Below are 15,968 nucleotides of genomic sequence, written 5' to 3'. Positions count from 1 at the left end.
GATTGGCGGGTTTGCGACAAAGCCCGGCCGACGGGCACGAGCCGCGGGACGGCGAGACGGACATGGAGGGCGGGCGGACCCTCAGCAGCCACTGCCTCAGGCGACAACGGCTGTCACGCTGCAGCCCGCAGGAACTGCGCCGCATGTCGCCGCAGGCCTTTGGCGACGGGCTCCCAGACACTGCCGGGAAACCCCTTCGGCAGGCGGTGCTCGACGCTTTGCAAGGCGCCGTCCGCGCTCTCGACCAGGGCCGCCATGCGCGCCCACGCATCAGGGCCACAGAGGGAGGCCAGCCGCTGCCAGTGCCGGAGGTCGATCTCGCGCAGGCGGTAGTGCGCGTTCTTGCCCCGCACGGCCATGGCCAGCTTGGCCCGCTGGTAAGGCAACCGGTTCGGGCCGCTCCCGATGATGGGCCAGGCCGACAACACGTCGTACAGCGGCGCCAGACCGAAGCGGCCACCGCGCCGGTGCTGGATCGAGAAGTTCTTCGCATGGCCGTCGGTCGCGGCCAGCAGCCAGAACGCCAGTTGCGCCAGCGCGAACGTGGTGCGGTCCGCCATCGCCTGTTCGCTGTTGGCCAGCACCGCCAGGCAGTCGGCTACCGACGGGCCGCCCTCGCTTTCGTACTTGCGCTGGGGCGCGATACCCAGTGCCTGGCAAAAGTCTTCCTGCGGCAGGCGCGCAATCCAGGCGCCCTCGGGGGGCTTGAAGCGCGGCTTGCGTTCGGCGCCTGCGGGCACGCCTTGCCAGCGGCGGTCGAACCGCGTGACGACCAGCGCCTTGGTGTCGCCGAAGCTTGCAATCGACGTCTCGGCCGTGGCGATGCCCAGCTCGTTCATGAGTTCGGCGCACAGCCACTCGTTCTCGACCGAGCCGGTCATGTCGGCGCGCAGGTTGCCGACCCGGCCGAGCGGCAGCTTCAGGATGTGCGTGGTGGGCGTGACGCCCTTTGGCCGGTACCAGCGCCCGGCCATCCGCAGCAGGGCTGTCTTTTCCTGGGCGCCGGCAATGGAGATCCGCAGGTCGTCTTCGCCTCGCTGCCCCAGCGGGGCGTCCGACGTCACCGCGGCCAGGATCCGGTCGACGTCGGCGTCCTTCAGGGGCTCGGCTTCGACGCGGTTCCAGCCTTCCGGTTCGGCGCCCGGCGGCAGCAACTGCACGGCGCCCACGCAGTCTCGACCGATGGCCCGCAGCAGGTCGAAGGGGTCGTCGGAGCGGGCCTGGAACCGCCGGCGCAAACGGCGCCGGATCTCGGTGCTGTCGGGCAGCAGGTTGTCGAAGTAGTTCGTGACCGCATCGCCGCGGTGCTCCAGCCCCACCGTGAACGGCAGCGACAGCGACAGCGCCCGCCCCTCGTCCGACTGCGCCCAGGCCTCGTGGTAGCGCAGCACGGGCGTGCCCGTGCGCAGCGTGGCCCACACGGCCACGGCCCTGCCGTTCATCCAGACCTGAAGCTCCGCCATCCGTGGCCGCTGTGGTTGGCTATGAGGGGTGGTTACCAGGGCTCGTCCGGCGGGCGGCCCCGGGCCGCAGCGGCCCGGGGCTCGCTGGGGCGCAGCACCATCTGCACCCCCAGCGCCCCCAGCAGGCCAAGCAACTGCTCGACGCTGATGGCAGTGGGATCGTGCTCGATGCGCGTGATGCGGGTCTGTCCGACGCCCAGCACCGCACCCAGCTGCGCCTGGCTCAGGCCGCGCGCCTTGCGCAGCGCGCGCAGGTGGGCCGAGAGCTGCCCGGGAGACTGGATCGGATAGTCCATGGGAATGCAGCTTATGCCTCATTCGGCATTTTTACAATAAATGCCTCAAGAGACATACTGGCACGATATGCCTTTTAAGGCATATCACCCCACCAGCGCTGCAACTTGCCGGGGCGCCAGGGCCTGCGTCACCCTTCCGGCTTGCGCCACACGCTCGCCAGCCAGGGCTGTTGCTCGATCGGCACGCCGGTCGGGCGATAGAAGTGAGCCAGTTCAGCGAAGCCGGCCGCACCGAGATGCGCCTGCCAGGCGGGCCAATCGTGGAACGCGCCGTAGCGATCGCCGGTCCAGCCCTCCTGGCCGTCGCCGCGGGGGTTCGAACTGAAGAGCACGCCGCCGGGCTTCAGGCTCCGGTGCAGTTGCCGCAGGACGCGCGGCAGTTCCTGGCCGGGAACATGGAACAGCACCGCGTTCGCGAACACGCCGTCGTAGCGGTCGTGCGGCAGGTCGAGCTGCAGGAAGCTCTGCTCCAGCACCTCGCACCCGCTGTGGGCGCGCGCCATCGCTGCGAGCTGCGGCGACCCTTCCAGACCGACGGCGCGATGTCCCAGCGCCTTGAAGGTGTGCAGGTCGCGTCCGGGCCCGCACCCGAAGTCCAGCAGATCGAACGGCGGCGGCACGCGGATGTGCGCCAGGAAGGCGCCGATGTTCTGGCTGACGTCGTGATCGCGCGTGCCTTCCCAGTAGGCCTGGGCGCGCTGGTCGTAGTGCGCCACGGTGCGGGCGGCGATCCGGTGCAGGTCTTCAAGGCTCAGCGTCATGCCGCATCATTCCACGCGGTCGCCGCTGCCCGGTGGATCGGCCTGCCGCAGCGGGTGGCAAGGCTTCGAGCGCACGTTGCCCTTGGCAGATGGTGGACCGCTATGCCAAGTTTGCAACTGAGAATCTGGTGGTCGCTGCGTCTCGGATCGAGACGGTGCGCGGCACCGTTGATCTGACTGGTAGGCCGTGTTGGACTTGAACCAACGACCAAAGGATTATGAGTCCTCTGCTCTAACCAACTGAGCTAACGGCCCCCGCGCGACGCAGTGTAGTGGCTGCTCCGCAGGGCCCCGGCCACTGCGCCGGGAACAGCGGGCCGCAACGGCCTCCGCGGCCATGGCGGCCGTTTGATCCAACGCAATGCACGGCCCCGTCGGGCGACCAGAATCGAACCGACGATCCCGCTGAGACCAGGAGTTGCCATGAACCCGATGCCGGATGCCCTGACCAAGACCGCGCGGCCTGCGCCGCGAAGCGCACCGGAGGACGGCTTCGCGGTGCTCGATGCCTGCCACCGCAGCACGCTGACCGTCGTCGGCGCGCTCGAGGAGCTTGTCGCGACGATCGACCGCGACGGCATCACCCCGGCGGCCCAGGTGTCTGCGGCGGCGATCGCCAACTTCCTTTCGACCACGGCCCGCGCCCACCACGAGGACGAGGAGTTGCATGTCTTTCCGGCGCTGCTGGGCAGCGCCGATGCGGAGCTCGTGCAGACCGTGCTGCGATTGCAGCAGGACCATGGCTGGCTCGAAGAGGACTGGCTCGAGCTCGAGCCCCATGTGCAGGCCATCGCCACCGGCTACGGCTGCTGCGACCTCGACACCCTGCGGCTGGGAACGACGGTCTTCGCTGCGCTGTACCGCGACCACATCGACCTCGAGGAATCGATCGCCTACCCGCAGGCGCGCGCGCAGATCAGCCCGGCCGTCCGGCAGGAGATGGGGCGCGAGATGGCCGCACGCCGCCGCGCCGCCGCGCGCTCGACGGCCGGGCGCTGACCGCACCGGCCGGCGCTCACCAGCGCACGGCCCCATCGCCGGGTGGCGTTCCGCGGCGTTGCCGTGCGCGCCGGGTCATGCACCGCTACCATGGCTTTGGCCTTGGCATCGGGACGCTTGCGATGACGACGACCCCGCGTATCGAACACGACAGCTTCGGCGAGATCGCCGTGCCGGGCGACCGGCTGTGGGGCGCGCAGACGCAGCGCTCGCTGCAGCACTTCGACATCTCCACCGAGCGCATGCCGCGCGAGCTGCTGCTGGCGCTGGCGCTGGTCAAGCGCAGCGCGGCACGGGTCAACCGCCAGCTCGGCGTGCTCGACGCGCGCAAGGCCGAGGCCATCGCGGCGGCGGCCGACGAGGTGATCGCCGGGCAGCATGCGCAGGAGTTTCCGCTGTCTCTGTGGCAGACCGGCTCGGGCACGCAGACCAACATGAACATGAACGAGGTGCTGGCCAACCGCGCCTCGCAGCTGCTGGGCGGCGCGGTGGGCGAGGCGCGGCTGGTGCACCCGAACGACGAGGTGAACCGCGGGCAGTCGTCGAACGACGTGTTCCCCACCGCGATGAGCGTGGCCGCCGTGCAGGCGATCGAGGACACGCTGCTGCCGGCGCTCGCCACGCTGCACGACACGCTGGCGCGCAAGGCGCGCGACTTCGCCGGCATCGTGAAGATCGGCCGCACCCATTTGCAGGACGCCACGCCGCTCAGCCTGGGGCAGGAGGTGTCGGGCTGGGTGGCGCAGCTGGCGCATGGCATCGAACATTTGCGCGCGGCGCTGCCGCACCTGCGCGAGCTGGCGCTCGGCGGCACCGCGGTGGGCACCGGGCTCAACGCCCACCCCGAGTTCGGCACGCGGGTGGCGCAGGAGTTGTCGCGGGCCGCGGGCACTGCCTTCGTGTCGGCACCGAACAAGTTCGAGGCGCTGGCCGCGCACGATGCGCTGGTGCATGCGCACGGCGCGCTGAAGACGCTGGCCGCGTCGCTGGTGAAGATCGCCAACGATGTGCGCTGGCTGGCTTCGGGCCCGCGCTCGGGCCTGGGCGAACTCCGCATCCCCGAGAACGAGCCGGGCAGCTCCATCATGCCGGGCAAGGTGAACCCGACGCAGTGCGAGGCGCTGACGATGGCGTGCTGCCAGGTGCTGGGCAACGACGTGGCGGTCAACGTCGCCGGTGCCTCGGGCAACTTCGAGCTCAACGTCTACAAGCCGGTGATCATCCACAACGTGCTGCAGAGCATCCGGCTGCTGGCCGACGGCGCGCGCAGCTTCGACGAACACTGCGCGCGCGGCATCGAGCCCGACCGCGGCCGCATCACGGAGCTGCTGCGGCGCTCGCTGATGCTGGTGACGGCGCTCAACCCGCACATCGGCTACGACAAGGCGGCGCAGATCGCGAAGAAGGCCCACGCCGAGGGCCTGACGCTGCGCGAGGCGGCCGTCGCCTCGGGCCACCTGACGGCCGAGCAATTCGATGCCTGGGTGCGCCCGGAGCAGATGATCGGCCCGGGCTGAGCGCGCGAGACCCTCACCCCGGCCCTCTCCCGCGGTGCGGGAGAGGGCGCCCGAAGCTACTTCTGGCTCAGTGCCTGCGTGACCAGTCGCGAGGTGATGTCGACGATCTGGATCATGCGGTCGTAGGGCATGCGCGTGGGGCCGATGACGCCGAGCGTGCCGACCACCTTGCCGTCGACCTCGTAGGGCGCCGACACGACCGACAGCTCCTCGAACGGCACGATCTGGCTCTCGCCGCCGATGTAGATGCGCACGCCTTCGGCGCGGCTGCTCACGTCGAGCAGGCGCATCAGCTGGGTCTTCTGCTCGAACAGGTCGAACAGCTTGCGCAGCGAGCCCATGTCGCTGGAGAAGTCGTGCATGGTCAGCAGGTTGCGCTCGCCCGACACGACCACCTGCTCGGTCTCGCCGCCCGCCGCCTCGCTGCCGAACTGCACCGCGGCCTGCATCAGCGAGGCGATCTCGCCGCGCAGCGCGTCGATCTCGGTCTTGAGCCGCTCGCGCACCGCCTCGATCGTGAGACCGCTGTAGTTGGCGTTGATGAAGTTGCTGGCCTCCACCAGCTCCGAGGGGCTGTGGTCGCGCGCGGTGAAGATCACGCGGTTCTGCACGTCGCCGTCGGGCGCCACCAGGATCACCAGCACGCGCCGCTCGCCCAGGCGCATGAACTCGATGTGGTGGAACACACCCGCCTTGCGCGGCGCCGTCACCACGCCGACGAACTGCGACAGGTTGCTCAGCACCTGTGCCGCATGCGCGATCACGCGCTGCGGCTGGTCGGGCTGCAACTGTTCGTGCGCGGCGGCCAGGCCGGGCTCGTTGCGACCCATCTCGAGCGACCGGGCGGTCAGCATGGTGTCGACGAACAGCCGGTAGCCGCGGGCCGTGGGCACGCGCCCGGCGCTGGTGTGCGGGCTGGCGATCAGGCCCAGGTCTTCCAGGTCGGCCATCACGTTGCGGATGGTGGCGGGGCTCAACTCCAGCCCCGAGGCGCGCGACAACGTGCGCGAGCCGACCGGCTGACCATCGGCGATGTAGCGCTCGACCAGCGTCTTCAACAGGGTCCTGGAACGTTCGTCGAGCATGGTGGAAATCATTGTAGGGCGCGGTTTTGCGGGCCCGTCGACGCGGTCGCGTCGCGCGCAAAGGCTGTGGTGTAATTTCTCTCACCATGACGAGCCGTTTCCGTCACGCTGCCCTCGTCGGCAAATACCAGGCGCCGGGCAGTCGCCAGGTGCTCGCGAGCGTGGCCGAGTTCCTGACGAACCAGGGGCTCGAGGTCTCGCTCGAGGCCACCACCGCGATGGCGGTCGGCCTGCCCGACCACGAAGCGCTCGACGCGGCGGCCATCGGCCGGCACTGCGACCTGGCGGTCGTGGTCGGCGGCGACGGCACCATGCTCGCCACCGCACGCCTGCTGGCGCGCTACGGCGTGCCGCTGATCGGCATCAACCAGGGGCGGCTCGGCTTCATGACCGACATCCCGATGGCCCAGTTCCAGGAAACCATCGCGCCGATGATCGCCGGCGACTACGAGGAAGAGCACCGCACCATGCTGGAGGGCTGCGTCAAGCGCCCGTCCGGCGACGGCTTCGAGGTGATCTACGAGAGCTTCGCGGTCAACGACGTGGTGGTCAGCCGCGGCGCCAGCGCCGGCATGGTGGAGCTGCGGGTCGACGTGCAGGACCAGTTCGTCACCAACTTCCGTGCCGACGGGCTGATCATCTCCTCGCCGACCGGCTCGACCGCCTATGCGCTGTCAGCCGGCGGGCCGATCCTGCACCCGGGCATTTCGGGCTGGGTGATGGTGCCGATCGCGCCGCACGCGCTGTCCAACCGCCCGATCGTGCTGCCCGACAACAGCGAGGTGCGCATCGAGATCGTCGCCGGCCGCGACGCCAGCGTGAACTTCGACCACCAGAGCCTCGCCAGCCTGCTGCACGGCGACCGCATCTGCGTGCGCCGCAGCGAGCACCGCGTGCGCGTGCTGCATCCGCGCGGCTGGAGCTTCTACGCCACGCTGCGCCGCAAGCTGCACTGGAACGAAGGCCTGCTGCCCGACGGCACGCCGTCGTGAGCAGTCTCCGGGGCGCTACAGGGTGAGGTCCTCGTGCTGAAGCGCATCGCCCTGCGCGACTTCGTGATCGTGCCCGAGCTCGAGCTCGAGCTGCACGCCGGCTTCACCGCGCTGACCGGCGAGACCGGCGCCGGCAAGTCCATCCTCGTCGATGCACTGCAGCTCGCGCTGGGCCACCGCGGCGACGCCGGCGTGGTGCGCGAAGGCGCGGCGCGCGCCGAGATCAGCGCCGAGTTCGACACCACGGCGTCGCTGCAGCCGTGGCTGGCCGAGGCCGGCTTCGATGCGCAGGACACGCTGCTGCTGCGTCGCACGCTCGACACCCAGGGCAAGAGCCGCGCGTGGGTGAACGGCAGCCCGGCCACCATCGGCCAGCTGCGCGAGCTGGGCGAGCACCTGGTCGACATCCACGGCCAGCATGCCTGGCAAAGCCTGACCCGGCCCGACGCGGTGCGCGGCCTGCTCGACGGCCATGCCGGCCTCGACGCCGCCCCGCTCGCCGCGGCCTGGGGCGCCTGGCGCGCCGCGGCCGAGCAGCTGGCCGACGCGCGCACCCGGCAGGCCGACCTGGAACGCGAGCGCGAGCGGCTGCAGTGGCAGATCGCCGAACTCGACAAGCTCGCCCCCGGCGCCGACGAATGGCCGGAGCTCAATGCCGAGCACCACCGGCTGAGCCATGCCCAGGCCATCCTGGAGGCGGTGCAGACGGCGCTCGCCGCGATCCGCGAGGACGACGACTCGGCCGACGCGCGCAGCGCGCAGGCGATCCATGCGCTCGAAGGCGTGCTCGACCACGACCCCTCACTGCGCGATCCGCTGGAGGTGCTGAAGAGCGCGCAGGCCCAGCTGCAGGACGCGGCGCACACACTGCACGCCGCGCTGCGCCACGGCGAGCTGGACCCGCAGCGGCTGCAGGCGCTCGACGAGCGGCTGGCCGCCTGGATGGGCCTGGCACGGCGCTTTCGCCGCCCGGCCGAGGAACTGCCGGCGCTGCGGGCCGGCTGGCGCGCGGAACTGGCCCGGCTCGATGCCGCGACCGACCTCGACGCGCTGGAGCGCCGGGTGCAGGCCGCGCGCAGCGCCTACGACGCGGCCGCGCAGGCCGTGAGCGCCCAGCGCAAGGCCGCCGCACCGAAGCTCGCCGCCTCGGTGACGGCGGCGATGCAGCAGCTCGGCATGGCCGGCGGGCGCTTCGAGGTCGCGCTGGAGCCGCTGGCCGAGCCGCAGCGTCACGGCCGGGAGGCGGCGGAGTTCCGCGTCGCCGGCCACGCCGGCAGCACGCCGCGCGCGCTGACCAAGGTGGCCTCGGGCGGCGAGCTGTCGCGCATTGCGCTGGCGATCGCGGTCACCACCAGCGAGCTAGGCGAGACCGGCACGCTGATCTTCGACGAGATCGACGCCGGCGTCGGCGGCAGCGTGGCCGATGCGGTGGGCCAGCTGATGCGCCGCCTGGGCCGCGATCGCCAGGTGCTGTGCGTGACCCACCTGCCGCAGGTGGCCGCTTGCGCCGACCACCACTGCGTGGTCAGCAAGGCCGCGCACCTGGGCACGACCCGCAGCGAGGTGCAGCCGGTCGGCGGCGCAGCGCGCGTGCAGGAGATCGCCCGCATGCTCGGCGGCGGCGCGGCCGGCGGCACCAGCCTGGCCCACGCGCAAGCCCTGCTCGTTGCGGCGAGCTCGGCCTCGGCGCCGGGCCCGGCGGCGGGCGGCGGTCGCAAGCGGCAGCGGGCATGAGCACGCCGGGCCGCCAAGGGCCACGGAGGGGCCCCTTCGTGGCCCTCTGCGAAGGCTCCCGCTCGGCGGGACCGCACGAAGTGCGCAGGGTGCCCGCATGACGCCCGCGACAGCCGCTGCGCAGGCCGCACCGCGCGAGGTGGTGCTGGTCACCGGCATCTCCGGTTCGGGCAAGTCGGTCGCGCTGCATGCGCTCGAAGACGCCGGTTTCTACTGCGTCGACAACCTGCCGCCCGAGCTGCTGCCCGAGTTCCTGCGCCTGGAGCAGGCGCGCACCGACGGCGCGATGCGCCGCATCGCGGTGGCGGTCGACGTGCGCAGCGCGCGCTCGCTGCCGGCGCTGCTGCCGAGCCTGTCGCAGCTCGGCAGCGAGGGCGTGAAGGTGCGCGCCATTTTTCTCGAGGCCAGCACCCACGCGCTGGTGCGGCGCTACTCCGAAACGCGCCGCCGCCACCCGCTCAGCACCGACGCCGCCGGCGAGACGCTCGACCAGCACCGCGTGCTGGTCGATGCGATCGAGCTCGAGCGCGAACTGCTCACCGAGCTGCGCGAGACCGCGACCGTCATCGACACCAGCCAGCTGCGCCCGGCCCAGCTGCGCGCCTGGGTGCGCCAGCTGGTGGAGGCGCCGGCCGGCGCGCTGACGCTGGTGTTCGAGTCCTTCGCCTTCAAGCACGGCGTGCCGCTCGATGCCGACTTCGTGTACGACGTGCGCGTGCTGCCCAACCCGCACTACATCGACGAGCTGCGGCCCTTGAGCGGCCGCGACGCGCCGGTGGCCGACTACCTGGCGCAGCAGCCCGACGTGCGCGAGATGCTGGCGCAGATCGAAGCCTTCCTCGTCCGCTGGCTGCCGGCCTTCGAGCAGGACCAGCGCGCCTATCTCACCGTGGCGATCGGCTGCACCGGCGGCCAGCACCGCTCGGTCTATTTCGTCGAGCAGCTGGCGCAGCGCCTGCGCGGGCGCGGCGCCACGCTGGTGCGCCACCGCGAACTCGATGCGCGCTGACGCGATGGCGGCTTTCGACCCGGCAAGCCTGCCGCCCGACCGATGACCGACGCCCCTGCCCCTTTCGAGCTGCCGCTGTTTCCGCTGCAGTCGGTGCTCTTTCCCGGCGGCCTGCTGAGCCTGAAGGTGTTCGAGGCGCGCTATCTCGACCTGGTGGGCGACTGCATGCGCGAGCGCAAGCCCTTCGGCGTGGTCGCGCTGAAGAAGGGCAGCGAGATCCGCAGCATGGACGATGTGGCGCTGGAGGCGATCGGCTGCCTGGCCGAGCTGATCGACGTCGACAGCCCGCGGCCCGGCATCCTGCAGGTGCGCTGCCGCGGCACGCAGCGCTTCGAGACCGGGAGCGCCTCGCAGCAGGCCAATCACCTGTGGGTCGCGCAGGCGCGTCTGCTGCCCGACGACGAAGCGCAGCCGCCCACCGAGGAGCTGCTCGGCTCCGCGCAAGGCCTCGCGAACGCGATCGCCACGCTCAAGCAGCAGGGCAACGCACCCTTCCTCGAGCCCTACCACTTCGAAGACGCGGGCTGGATCGCCAACCGCTGGTGCGAGATCCTGCCGATCTCGGTCGCCGCGAAGCAAAAGCTGATGGAACTGCCCGACCCGCTGGTGCGGCTGAAACTGGTCGACGAGTTCCTGCGCAGCAAGGGCGTGGTCGGGTAGTGATGCCGACCGATTCCCCGGCCCGCGACGCCGCGCTGGCGATGGCGCCGGCGCGCTTTCGCGAGATCGGCCATGCGCTGGTCGACCGCATCGCCGCCCTGATGGCCGAGCTGCCCGGGCGCCCGGTGACGCACGGTGAAACGCCGGCCGAGGTGCGCGCGCTGCTCGGCGACGACCCGCTGCCGCTGACCGGCGCGGACCCGGCCGCGCTGCTCGACGCCGCCGCCAGCCTGCTGTTCGACCATTCGCTGCTCAGCAGCCACCCGCGCTTTCACGGCTACATCGCCGCGTCGCCGGCACCGATCGGTGTGCTGGCCGAGCTGCTGGCGGCCGCGCTGAACACCAACGTCGCGCTGTGGCACGCCGCGCCGGTGGCCAGCGAGATCGAGGTGCAGACGGTGCGCTGGCTGGCCGAGCTGGTGGGCTACCCGGCCGGCTGCGGCGGCCTGCTGGTGAGCGGCGGCAACCTGGCCAACCTGGTGGCGCTGCTGGCCGCCCGCCGCGCCCGGCTGCCGGGCGTGCGCGAGCACGGCCTGCAGCAGGCACGGCTCGCGGTCTACGCCTCGGCGCAGACGCACGGCTGGCTCGACAAGGCGGTCGACATCGCCGGGCTCGGGCTGCAGGCGGTGCGCTGGATCCCGACCGACACCGGGCAGCGCCTCGACGTGAACGCACTCGCGGCGCGCATCGAGGCCGATGTCGCCGCCGGCGTGCAGCCGCTGATGGCCATCGGCACCGCCGGCACGGTGAGCACCGGCGCGATCGACCCGCTGCCGGCGATGGCGGCGCTGTGCCGCCAGCTGGGCCTGTGGTTCCACGTCGACGGCGCCTACGGCGCGCCGGCCGCCTGCCTGCCGGATGCGCCACCCGAACTGCTGGGCCTGCGCGAGGCCGACTCGCTGGCGCTGGACCCGCACAAGTGGCTGTACGCCCCGATCGAGGCCGGCTGCGTGCTGGTGCGCGAGCCACGCCACCTGCTCGATGCCTTCAGCCAGCGCCCGCCCTACTACGGCGCCCCCGGCGGCAACGAAGGCACGAACTTCCACGAACTCGGCCCGCAGAACACGCGCGGTTTTCGGGCGCTGAAGGTCTGGCTCGCGCTGCGCATGGCCGGACGCGACGGCTACCGGCAGATGATCGGCGACGACATCGCGCTGGCGCGGCGGCTGCATGCGCGCGTGCAAGCGACGCCGCGGCTCGAGGCCGGCCCCGGCGGCCTGAGCATTGCGACGCTGCGCTACGTGCCCGATGCGCCGCAAGCCCGCGACGAGGCCGCGCTCGATGCGCTGAACCGCCGCCTGCTCGAGCGCCTGCAGCACGACGGCCGCGCCTGGCTCAGCCCCGCGGTGGTCGACGGCCGCTTCTGGCTGCGCGCCTGCATCGTCAACTTCCGCACCGGCGCGGAGCAGGTGGACGCGCTGCCCGCGCTGGTCGTCGAACTCGGCGACGCGCTGGGCGCCGCCGGCTGCAGCGGCACCTGAAGGCGCACCCGCGGCAGCGGCCGGCACGGGGCTTGCGCATGACGCCCGCTATGGACGCGCCCGACGACGACATCACCCGCCACTCCGCGCTCGAAGACGCGATGGCCCTGCTGCTGGGCACGGCGGCCATGGCGCTCGGCATCGCGATGTTCCAGCACGCCGGACTGCTGGCCGGCGGCACCGCGGGCCTGGCCTTCCTGCTGCACTACGCGAGCGGCCTGCCCTTCGGCCCGGTGTTCTTCGCGATCAACCTGCCGTTCTACTGGCTCGCGTGGCGCCACCTGGGCCATGCCTTCACGCTGAAGACCTTCGCCGCGGTCGCGCTGCTGTCGATCGAGACCGAGACGCTGCCGCGGCTGGTCGGCTTCGCGCAGCTGCAGCCGCTGTATGCCGCGCTGATGGGCGGCACGCTGATCGGCATGGGCATGCTCGCGCTGTTCCGCCACCAGGCCAGCATCGGCGGCGTCGGCATCGTCGCCATCGTGCTGCAGGAGAAGCGCGGCTGGCGCGCCGGCACGCTGCAGATGGCGCTCGACTGCAGCATCGTCGCGCTGGCCTTCGCCGTCGTCGCGCCGACACAGGTGCTGCTGTCGGTGGCCGGCGCCGTGGCGCTCAACCTGGTGCTGGCGATCAACCACCGGCCGGGGCGCTACGTGGCGCGGTGAGTCGCAGCAAGTCGCGTTCGCTTGCGTCAAATCACCCAACGGCCCGCTGCTCTTTGCAGCTGCATGGGTTGGCGGCGTTCGAAGCGCTCACCGGCCGGCCGCCTGCCCGTACCGCGCGGTGCTAGCGAGGCCACCGGGCGAGCGGCTCCGCTCATGTCCCCCGGAGTCGGCCTGAAGGCCGACCCCTCCTCCTTCACTTCGCTGCGCCGCTCACCCGGCGCCCTCGCCAGCTCTCACCGTTGCCGCCTGCGCAGGCCGTCAAACCCAGGCAGGCAGCGGTGGTGGCAGCGCTGGGACGGGTCGTTGTGTGGAGTGAAGTAAAGGAGGAGGGCCGGGCGCCAGCCCGGGCCGGGGGACATGAACGCAACACAGCGACCCGGCGCGGCGCCCGCGCCAACGTTCGACTTCAGCGTTCTGGGCAGCACACCGAACACCGCAACAAACCCTGACCCAGGCTTCAATCGGATGCCGATGCGTTCGAATGCAATGCCGTATCAGGGCCATGCCGAAGCGCTTCGCGAAGAAGGTCTTCGTCAGCGGCATCTGCACCAGCCGCCCTTCGGCCAATGCCGCGAAGCGCCGATCGGCGTCGAGCACACGGCGGTAGAACCCGACCGCCTCTTCGCAACGACCGTTGAAGCAGAGCCCGGGTCGGACATGCTTGGTGTCTCCTCCCTGGTGGGCGGACAAACTCATTGCGGCCGCGCGCCCTGCTTGACCCCCGCAATGGGCTTCCGGATACTGGATCCGACGGCCACGTATTGAATCGGCATGGGCAGGAACTGCGATGGGCGCGGTTCTTGCGCGACAGCTTCACGCTGCAACTTCTGCACCGCAAAGGAGATCGACATGCTGGGTCTGACGACGATCGGTGTCTTCCACACGGCCATCGGCCTGGCGGCCCTCGCCAGCGGCGTGATCGCGCTGGCGCAGGACGGGCAGATCTCCCCGCGACGGCGCGCCGGGCGGATCTACCTGGTCGCCACGCTGGTCACGGCCCTCACCGGCTTCGGAATCTTCCAGCACGGCGGCTTCGGCCCGCCCCACGTGCTGAGCGTGCTGACCCTGGTGGCGCTGGCCGTCGGTACCGTCGCGGCGATGTCGTCGGCGTTCGGCCGGGCCTCGCCCTATGTGCAGGTCGTCAGCTACTCGATCACCTTCCTGTTCCACCTGATCCCCGGCGTGACCGAGACGTCCACCCGCCTGCCGCCGGGGGCGCCGCTGGTCGCCTCGGCTGAAGCACCAGAGCTGCAGGCGGTGTATGCACTGCTGTTCGTGCTGCTGGCCATCGGGCTCACGCTGCAGATCAGGCGGCTGCGCGCCTCGGCGCGGCGGTGACGCTGCCCGTGGCGCGACGCGGCCTGCCGCGTGGTGTGCCGCGCAGATCGCGCCGATGCGCCGCGGTGGCCGCTCCCGCCGCACCTCTTCAGGGTGTGCGCCGCAGCGTGCGCAGCACCTGTTCGTGCAGGGCCTCCACGGCCGCCGAGCGCAACGAAGCCTTGCTGCGCACCGCGACGACCTCGACCGGCGCCAGTGCGGGCAGACCGTGCTGGCCGTGCAGCACCTGCAGGCCCGGCGGCACGCTGCAGCGCGTCAGCACCGCGACCGCGATGCCGCTCTCGACGGCGGCCAGGTGTCCGGCGAGGCTGGAGCTGTTGTAGACGATGCGGTGGCCGCGCCGCTGCGCCGTCAAGGCGGCGAGCGCGGCGCGGCGAGCCCGGCTGCCGGGCTCGTACACCGCAATCGGCAGGGGATCGCGCCGCCACGCTTCGTGTTGCGCGGCGCCGACCCAGACCAGCGCCTCGTGGAACAGCAGCGTGCCCCGCTGCGGCCGGTCGCGGGTGACCACCGCCAGGTCGAGCTCACCGCGCTGCACCTTCGGGATCAGCGCGGTGGACTGTTCGCACACCAGCGTGATCTCGACGCCCGCATGGCGGATCGCGAAGCTGCGCAACACCGGCGTGAGGTAGGCCGCGGCGTAGTCGTCCGGCACGCCGAGGCTCACGCGCCCGGAGATCGCGCGGCCGTGCAAGGCCGCCAGCGCCTCGGCATGCAGCTCGAGCAGGCGGCGCGCATGGCCCAGCAGCTCCGTGCCGGTCACGGTGAGTTCGAGATGCCGCGGCCCGCGCGTGAGCACCGGCCGGCCCACGGCCTCTTCGAGCTTCTTCAGCTGCATGCTGAGCGCCGATTGCGAGCGGTGCAGCTGCGGCGCGGCCGCGGTCAGCGACCCGGCGTCCACCACGGTCACGAAGGCGCGCAGCCAGTCGAGCTGCAGGTCAGTGGATTGCATCGGCCGCTCCGCCATCCGAAAAACGAATGCTAACGGTCAGAACTATGCGCTTTACCGAAATGCCGGTCGCTCGCACAGTGGCGCGATGACGACCTTGCTCCAGGACCGCAGCGCCACTCCAGCGACGGCCGCCGCCGCGCGATCGCGGCACGGCACCTGGCTCATGGTCGGCGGCGGGCTGCTGCTGGGCACGCTCGGCGTGTTCGTCGAGGAGGGCGGGCAGGACCCGCTGACCACGGTTTGGTTCCGCTGTGCCTTCGGCGCGCTGGCCTTGCTGCTGTGGGGCGCGGGGTCGGGCCGCCTGGCCGAGCTGCGCCTGCGCGGCCCGGCCTTGCTGGCGGCACTCGCGGCGGGTGTGCTGATGATCGCGAACTGGGCGCTGTTCTTCGGTGCGATCGCGCGCACCTCGATCGGCGTGGCGACCGTCGTCTTTCACGTGCAGCCGCTGTGGGTCATGGCGCTCGGTGCGTGGCTGCTGCGCGAGCCGGTGTCGAAGCGGCAGGCTGCCGCTGCGCTGCTGGCCTTGCTCGGGCTCACGCTGGCCACCGGCCTGCTCGACGGGGCGAGCGCCGGCGCGGCCGACACGGCCGACTACCGATGGGGCCTGGCGATGTGCCTGGGTGGTTCGCTCAGCTATGCCGGCGTCACGCTGATCGCGAAGACCTGGCAGGGGATCGGCTCCTTCGCGCTCGCGTGGTGGCAGTGCATGGCGGGGGTGCTGCTGCTGGCCTGGTGGCCGCTGCTGCACGGTTGGCCGGCCGCAGGCCCGGCCTGGGCGTGGCTGGCCGGCCTGGGCGCCGTCCACACCGGCCTGGCCTACGTGGTTCTCTACGCGGGCATGGCACGCCTGCCGACGGCCCGCATCGCGGTGCTGCAGTTCGTCTACCCGGCCGCGGCGGTGTTGATCGACTGGGCGGTGTACGGGCGGGCGCTCGGCGCGACGCAGCTCACCGGGGTGGCGCTGATGGGGCTGGCCTTGTCGAGCGTTCGGCGCGCCGGCTGAAGCACGGCCCTTC

The 15,968-nt window shown here is 71.6% G+C and carries 16 protein-coding genes and 1 tRNA gene; 11 read left to right on the top strand and 6 right to left on the bottom strand.

Translation table 11 applies throughout. From position 1 onward, the window contains the following. Window positions 1-113 precede the first annotated feature (113 nt). The 4 genes from ACQY9S_RS19910 to ACQY9S_RS19895 form a co-directional block, all read right to left on the bottom strand. Window positions 114-1,463 (bottom strand): type II toxin-antitoxin system HipA family toxin, encoded by a 1,350-nt coding sequence (locus ACQY9S_RS19910; RefSeq protein ID WP_428422143.1) that lies wholly within the window; start codon window positions 1,461-1,463, stop codon window positions 114-116. 32 nt (window positions 1,464-1,495) lie between these two features. Further along, the gene (locus ACQY9S_RS19905; RefSeq protein WP_428422141.1) at window positions 1,496-1,759 is read right to left on the bottom strand and encodes a helix-turn-helix domain-containing protein; all 264 of its coding nucleotides are present in this window, start codon (window positions 1,757-1,759) and stop codon (window positions 1,496-1,498) included. 128 nt (window positions 1,760-1,887) lie between these two features. Further along, entirely contained in the window at window positions 1,888-2,520 is a 633-nt protein-coding gene (locus ACQY9S_RS19900; protein WP_428422139.1) for a class I SAM-dependent methyltransferase, read from the bottom strand. A gap of 178 nt (window positions 2,521-2,698) precedes the next feature. Then, window positions 2,699-2,775 (bottom strand) — tRNA-Ile (locus tag ACQY9S_RS19895). Between the two features lie 168 nt (window positions 2,776-2,943). Between ACQY9S_RS19895 and ACQY9S_RS19890 the strand changes: the two genes are divergently transcribed. Further along, a complete protein-coding gene (locus ACQY9S_RS19890) occupies window positions 2,944-3,519 on the top strand; it encodes a hemerythrin domain-containing protein (RefSeq protein ID WP_428422138.1) in 576 nt (191 codons plus the stop codon). A gap of 122 nt (window positions 3,520-3,641) precedes the next feature. Beyond that, complete coding sequence (fumC, locus tag ACQY9S_RS19885; protein ID WP_428422137.1) at window positions 3,642-5,036, top strand: class II fumarate hydratase; 1,395 nt, start codon at window positions 3,642-3,644, stop codon at window positions 5,034-5,036. 56 nt (window positions 5,037-5,092) lie between these two features. Here fumC and hrcA read toward each other — a convergent pair whose 3' ends face one another. Further along, window positions 5,093-6,121 (bottom strand): heat-inducible transcriptional repressor HrcA, encoded by a 1,029-nt coding sequence (hrcA, locus tag ACQY9S_RS19880; protein ID WP_428422135.1) that lies wholly within the window; start codon window positions 6,119-6,121, stop codon window positions 5,093-5,095. Between the two features lie 86 nt (window positions 6,122-6,207). Between hrcA and ACQY9S_RS19875 the strand changes: the two genes are divergently transcribed. From ACQY9S_RS19875 to ACQY9S_RS19840, 8 genes are all read left to right on the top strand, one after another. Then, a complete protein-coding gene (locus tag ACQY9S_RS19875; RefSeq protein ID WP_428422133.1) occupies window positions 6,208-7,113 on the top strand; it encodes an NAD kinase in 906 nt (301 codons plus the stop codon). Window positions 7,114-7,146: 33 nt separating this feature from the next. Next, on the top strand, window positions 7,147-8,847 hold the full coding sequence (recN, locus tag ACQY9S_RS19870; RefSeq protein ID WP_428422132.1) for a DNA repair protein RecN: 1,701 nt from the start codon (window positions 7,147-7,149) through the stop codon (window positions 8,845-8,847). 97 nt (window positions 8,848-8,944) lie between these two features. Continuing rightward, on the top strand, window positions 8,945-9,856 hold the full coding sequence (gene rapZ, locus ACQY9S_RS19865; protein WP_428422130.1) for an RNase adapter RapZ: 912 nt from the start codon (window positions 8,945-8,947) through the stop codon (window positions 9,854-9,856). A gap of 42 nt (window positions 9,857-9,898) precedes the next feature. Beyond that, on the top strand, window positions 9,899-10,516 hold the full coding sequence (locus ACQY9S_RS19860; RefSeq protein ID WP_428422128.1) for an LON peptidase substrate-binding domain-containing protein: 618 nt from the start codon (window positions 9,899-9,901) through the stop codon (window positions 10,514-10,516). Window positions 10,517-10,518: 2 nt separating this feature from the next. Then, entirely contained in the window at window positions 10,519-11,997 is a 1,479-nt protein-coding gene (locus ACQY9S_RS19855) for a pyridoxal phosphate-dependent decarboxylase family protein (RefSeq protein WP_428422127.1), read from the top strand. Window positions 11,998-12,035: 38 nt separating this feature from the next. Beyond that, window positions 12,036-12,662: a YitT family protein gene (locus tag ACQY9S_RS19850; RefSeq protein WP_428422125.1), complete on the top strand. Its 627-nt coding sequence runs from the start codon at window positions 12,036-12,038 to the stop codon at window positions 12,660-12,662. A 357-nt stretch (window positions 12,663-13,019) separates the two neighbouring features. Beyond that, window positions 13,020-13,427 carry a hypothetical protein gene (locus tag ACQY9S_RS19845; RefSeq protein ID WP_428422123.1) on the top strand — a complete coding sequence of 136 codons (408 nt, stop codon included), beginning with the start codon at window positions 13,020-13,022 and terminating at the stop codon, window positions 13,425-13,427. 84 nt (window positions 13,428-13,511) lie between these two features. Then, the gene (locus tag ACQY9S_RS19840) at window positions 13,512-14,000 is read left to right on the top strand and encodes a hypothetical protein (RefSeq protein WP_428422122.1); all 489 of its coding nucleotides are present in this window, start codon (window positions 13,512-13,514) and stop codon (window positions 13,998-14,000) included. A gap of 88 nt (window positions 14,001-14,088) precedes the next feature. Here ACQY9S_RS19840 and ACQY9S_RS19835 read toward each other — a convergent pair whose 3' ends face one another. After that, window positions 14,089-14,952, bottom strand: a complete 864-nt coding sequence (locus tag ACQY9S_RS19835; RefSeq protein ID WP_428422120.1) for a LysR family transcriptional regulator — start codon at window positions 14,950-14,952, stop codon at window positions 14,089-14,091. A gap of 85 nt (window positions 14,953-15,037) precedes the next feature. Here ACQY9S_RS19835 and ACQY9S_RS19830 point away from each other — a divergent pair, with 85 nt between their 5' ends. Further along, on the top strand, window positions 15,038-15,955 hold the full coding sequence (locus ACQY9S_RS19830) for a DMT family transporter (RefSeq protein WP_428422119.1): 918 nt from the start codon (window positions 15,038-15,040) through the stop codon (window positions 15,953-15,955). Window positions 15,956-15,968: the final 13 nt, after the last annotated feature.

It is taken from the genome of Methylibium sp., assembly GCF_965279545.1.
Taxonomy (GTDB): domain Bacteria; phylum Pseudomonadota; class Gammaproteobacteria; order Burkholderiales; family Burkholderiaceae_C; genus Methylibium.
Note: the sequence above shows the minus strand (reverse complement) of the source record. Positions and strands in the feature narration are given on the sequence as shown.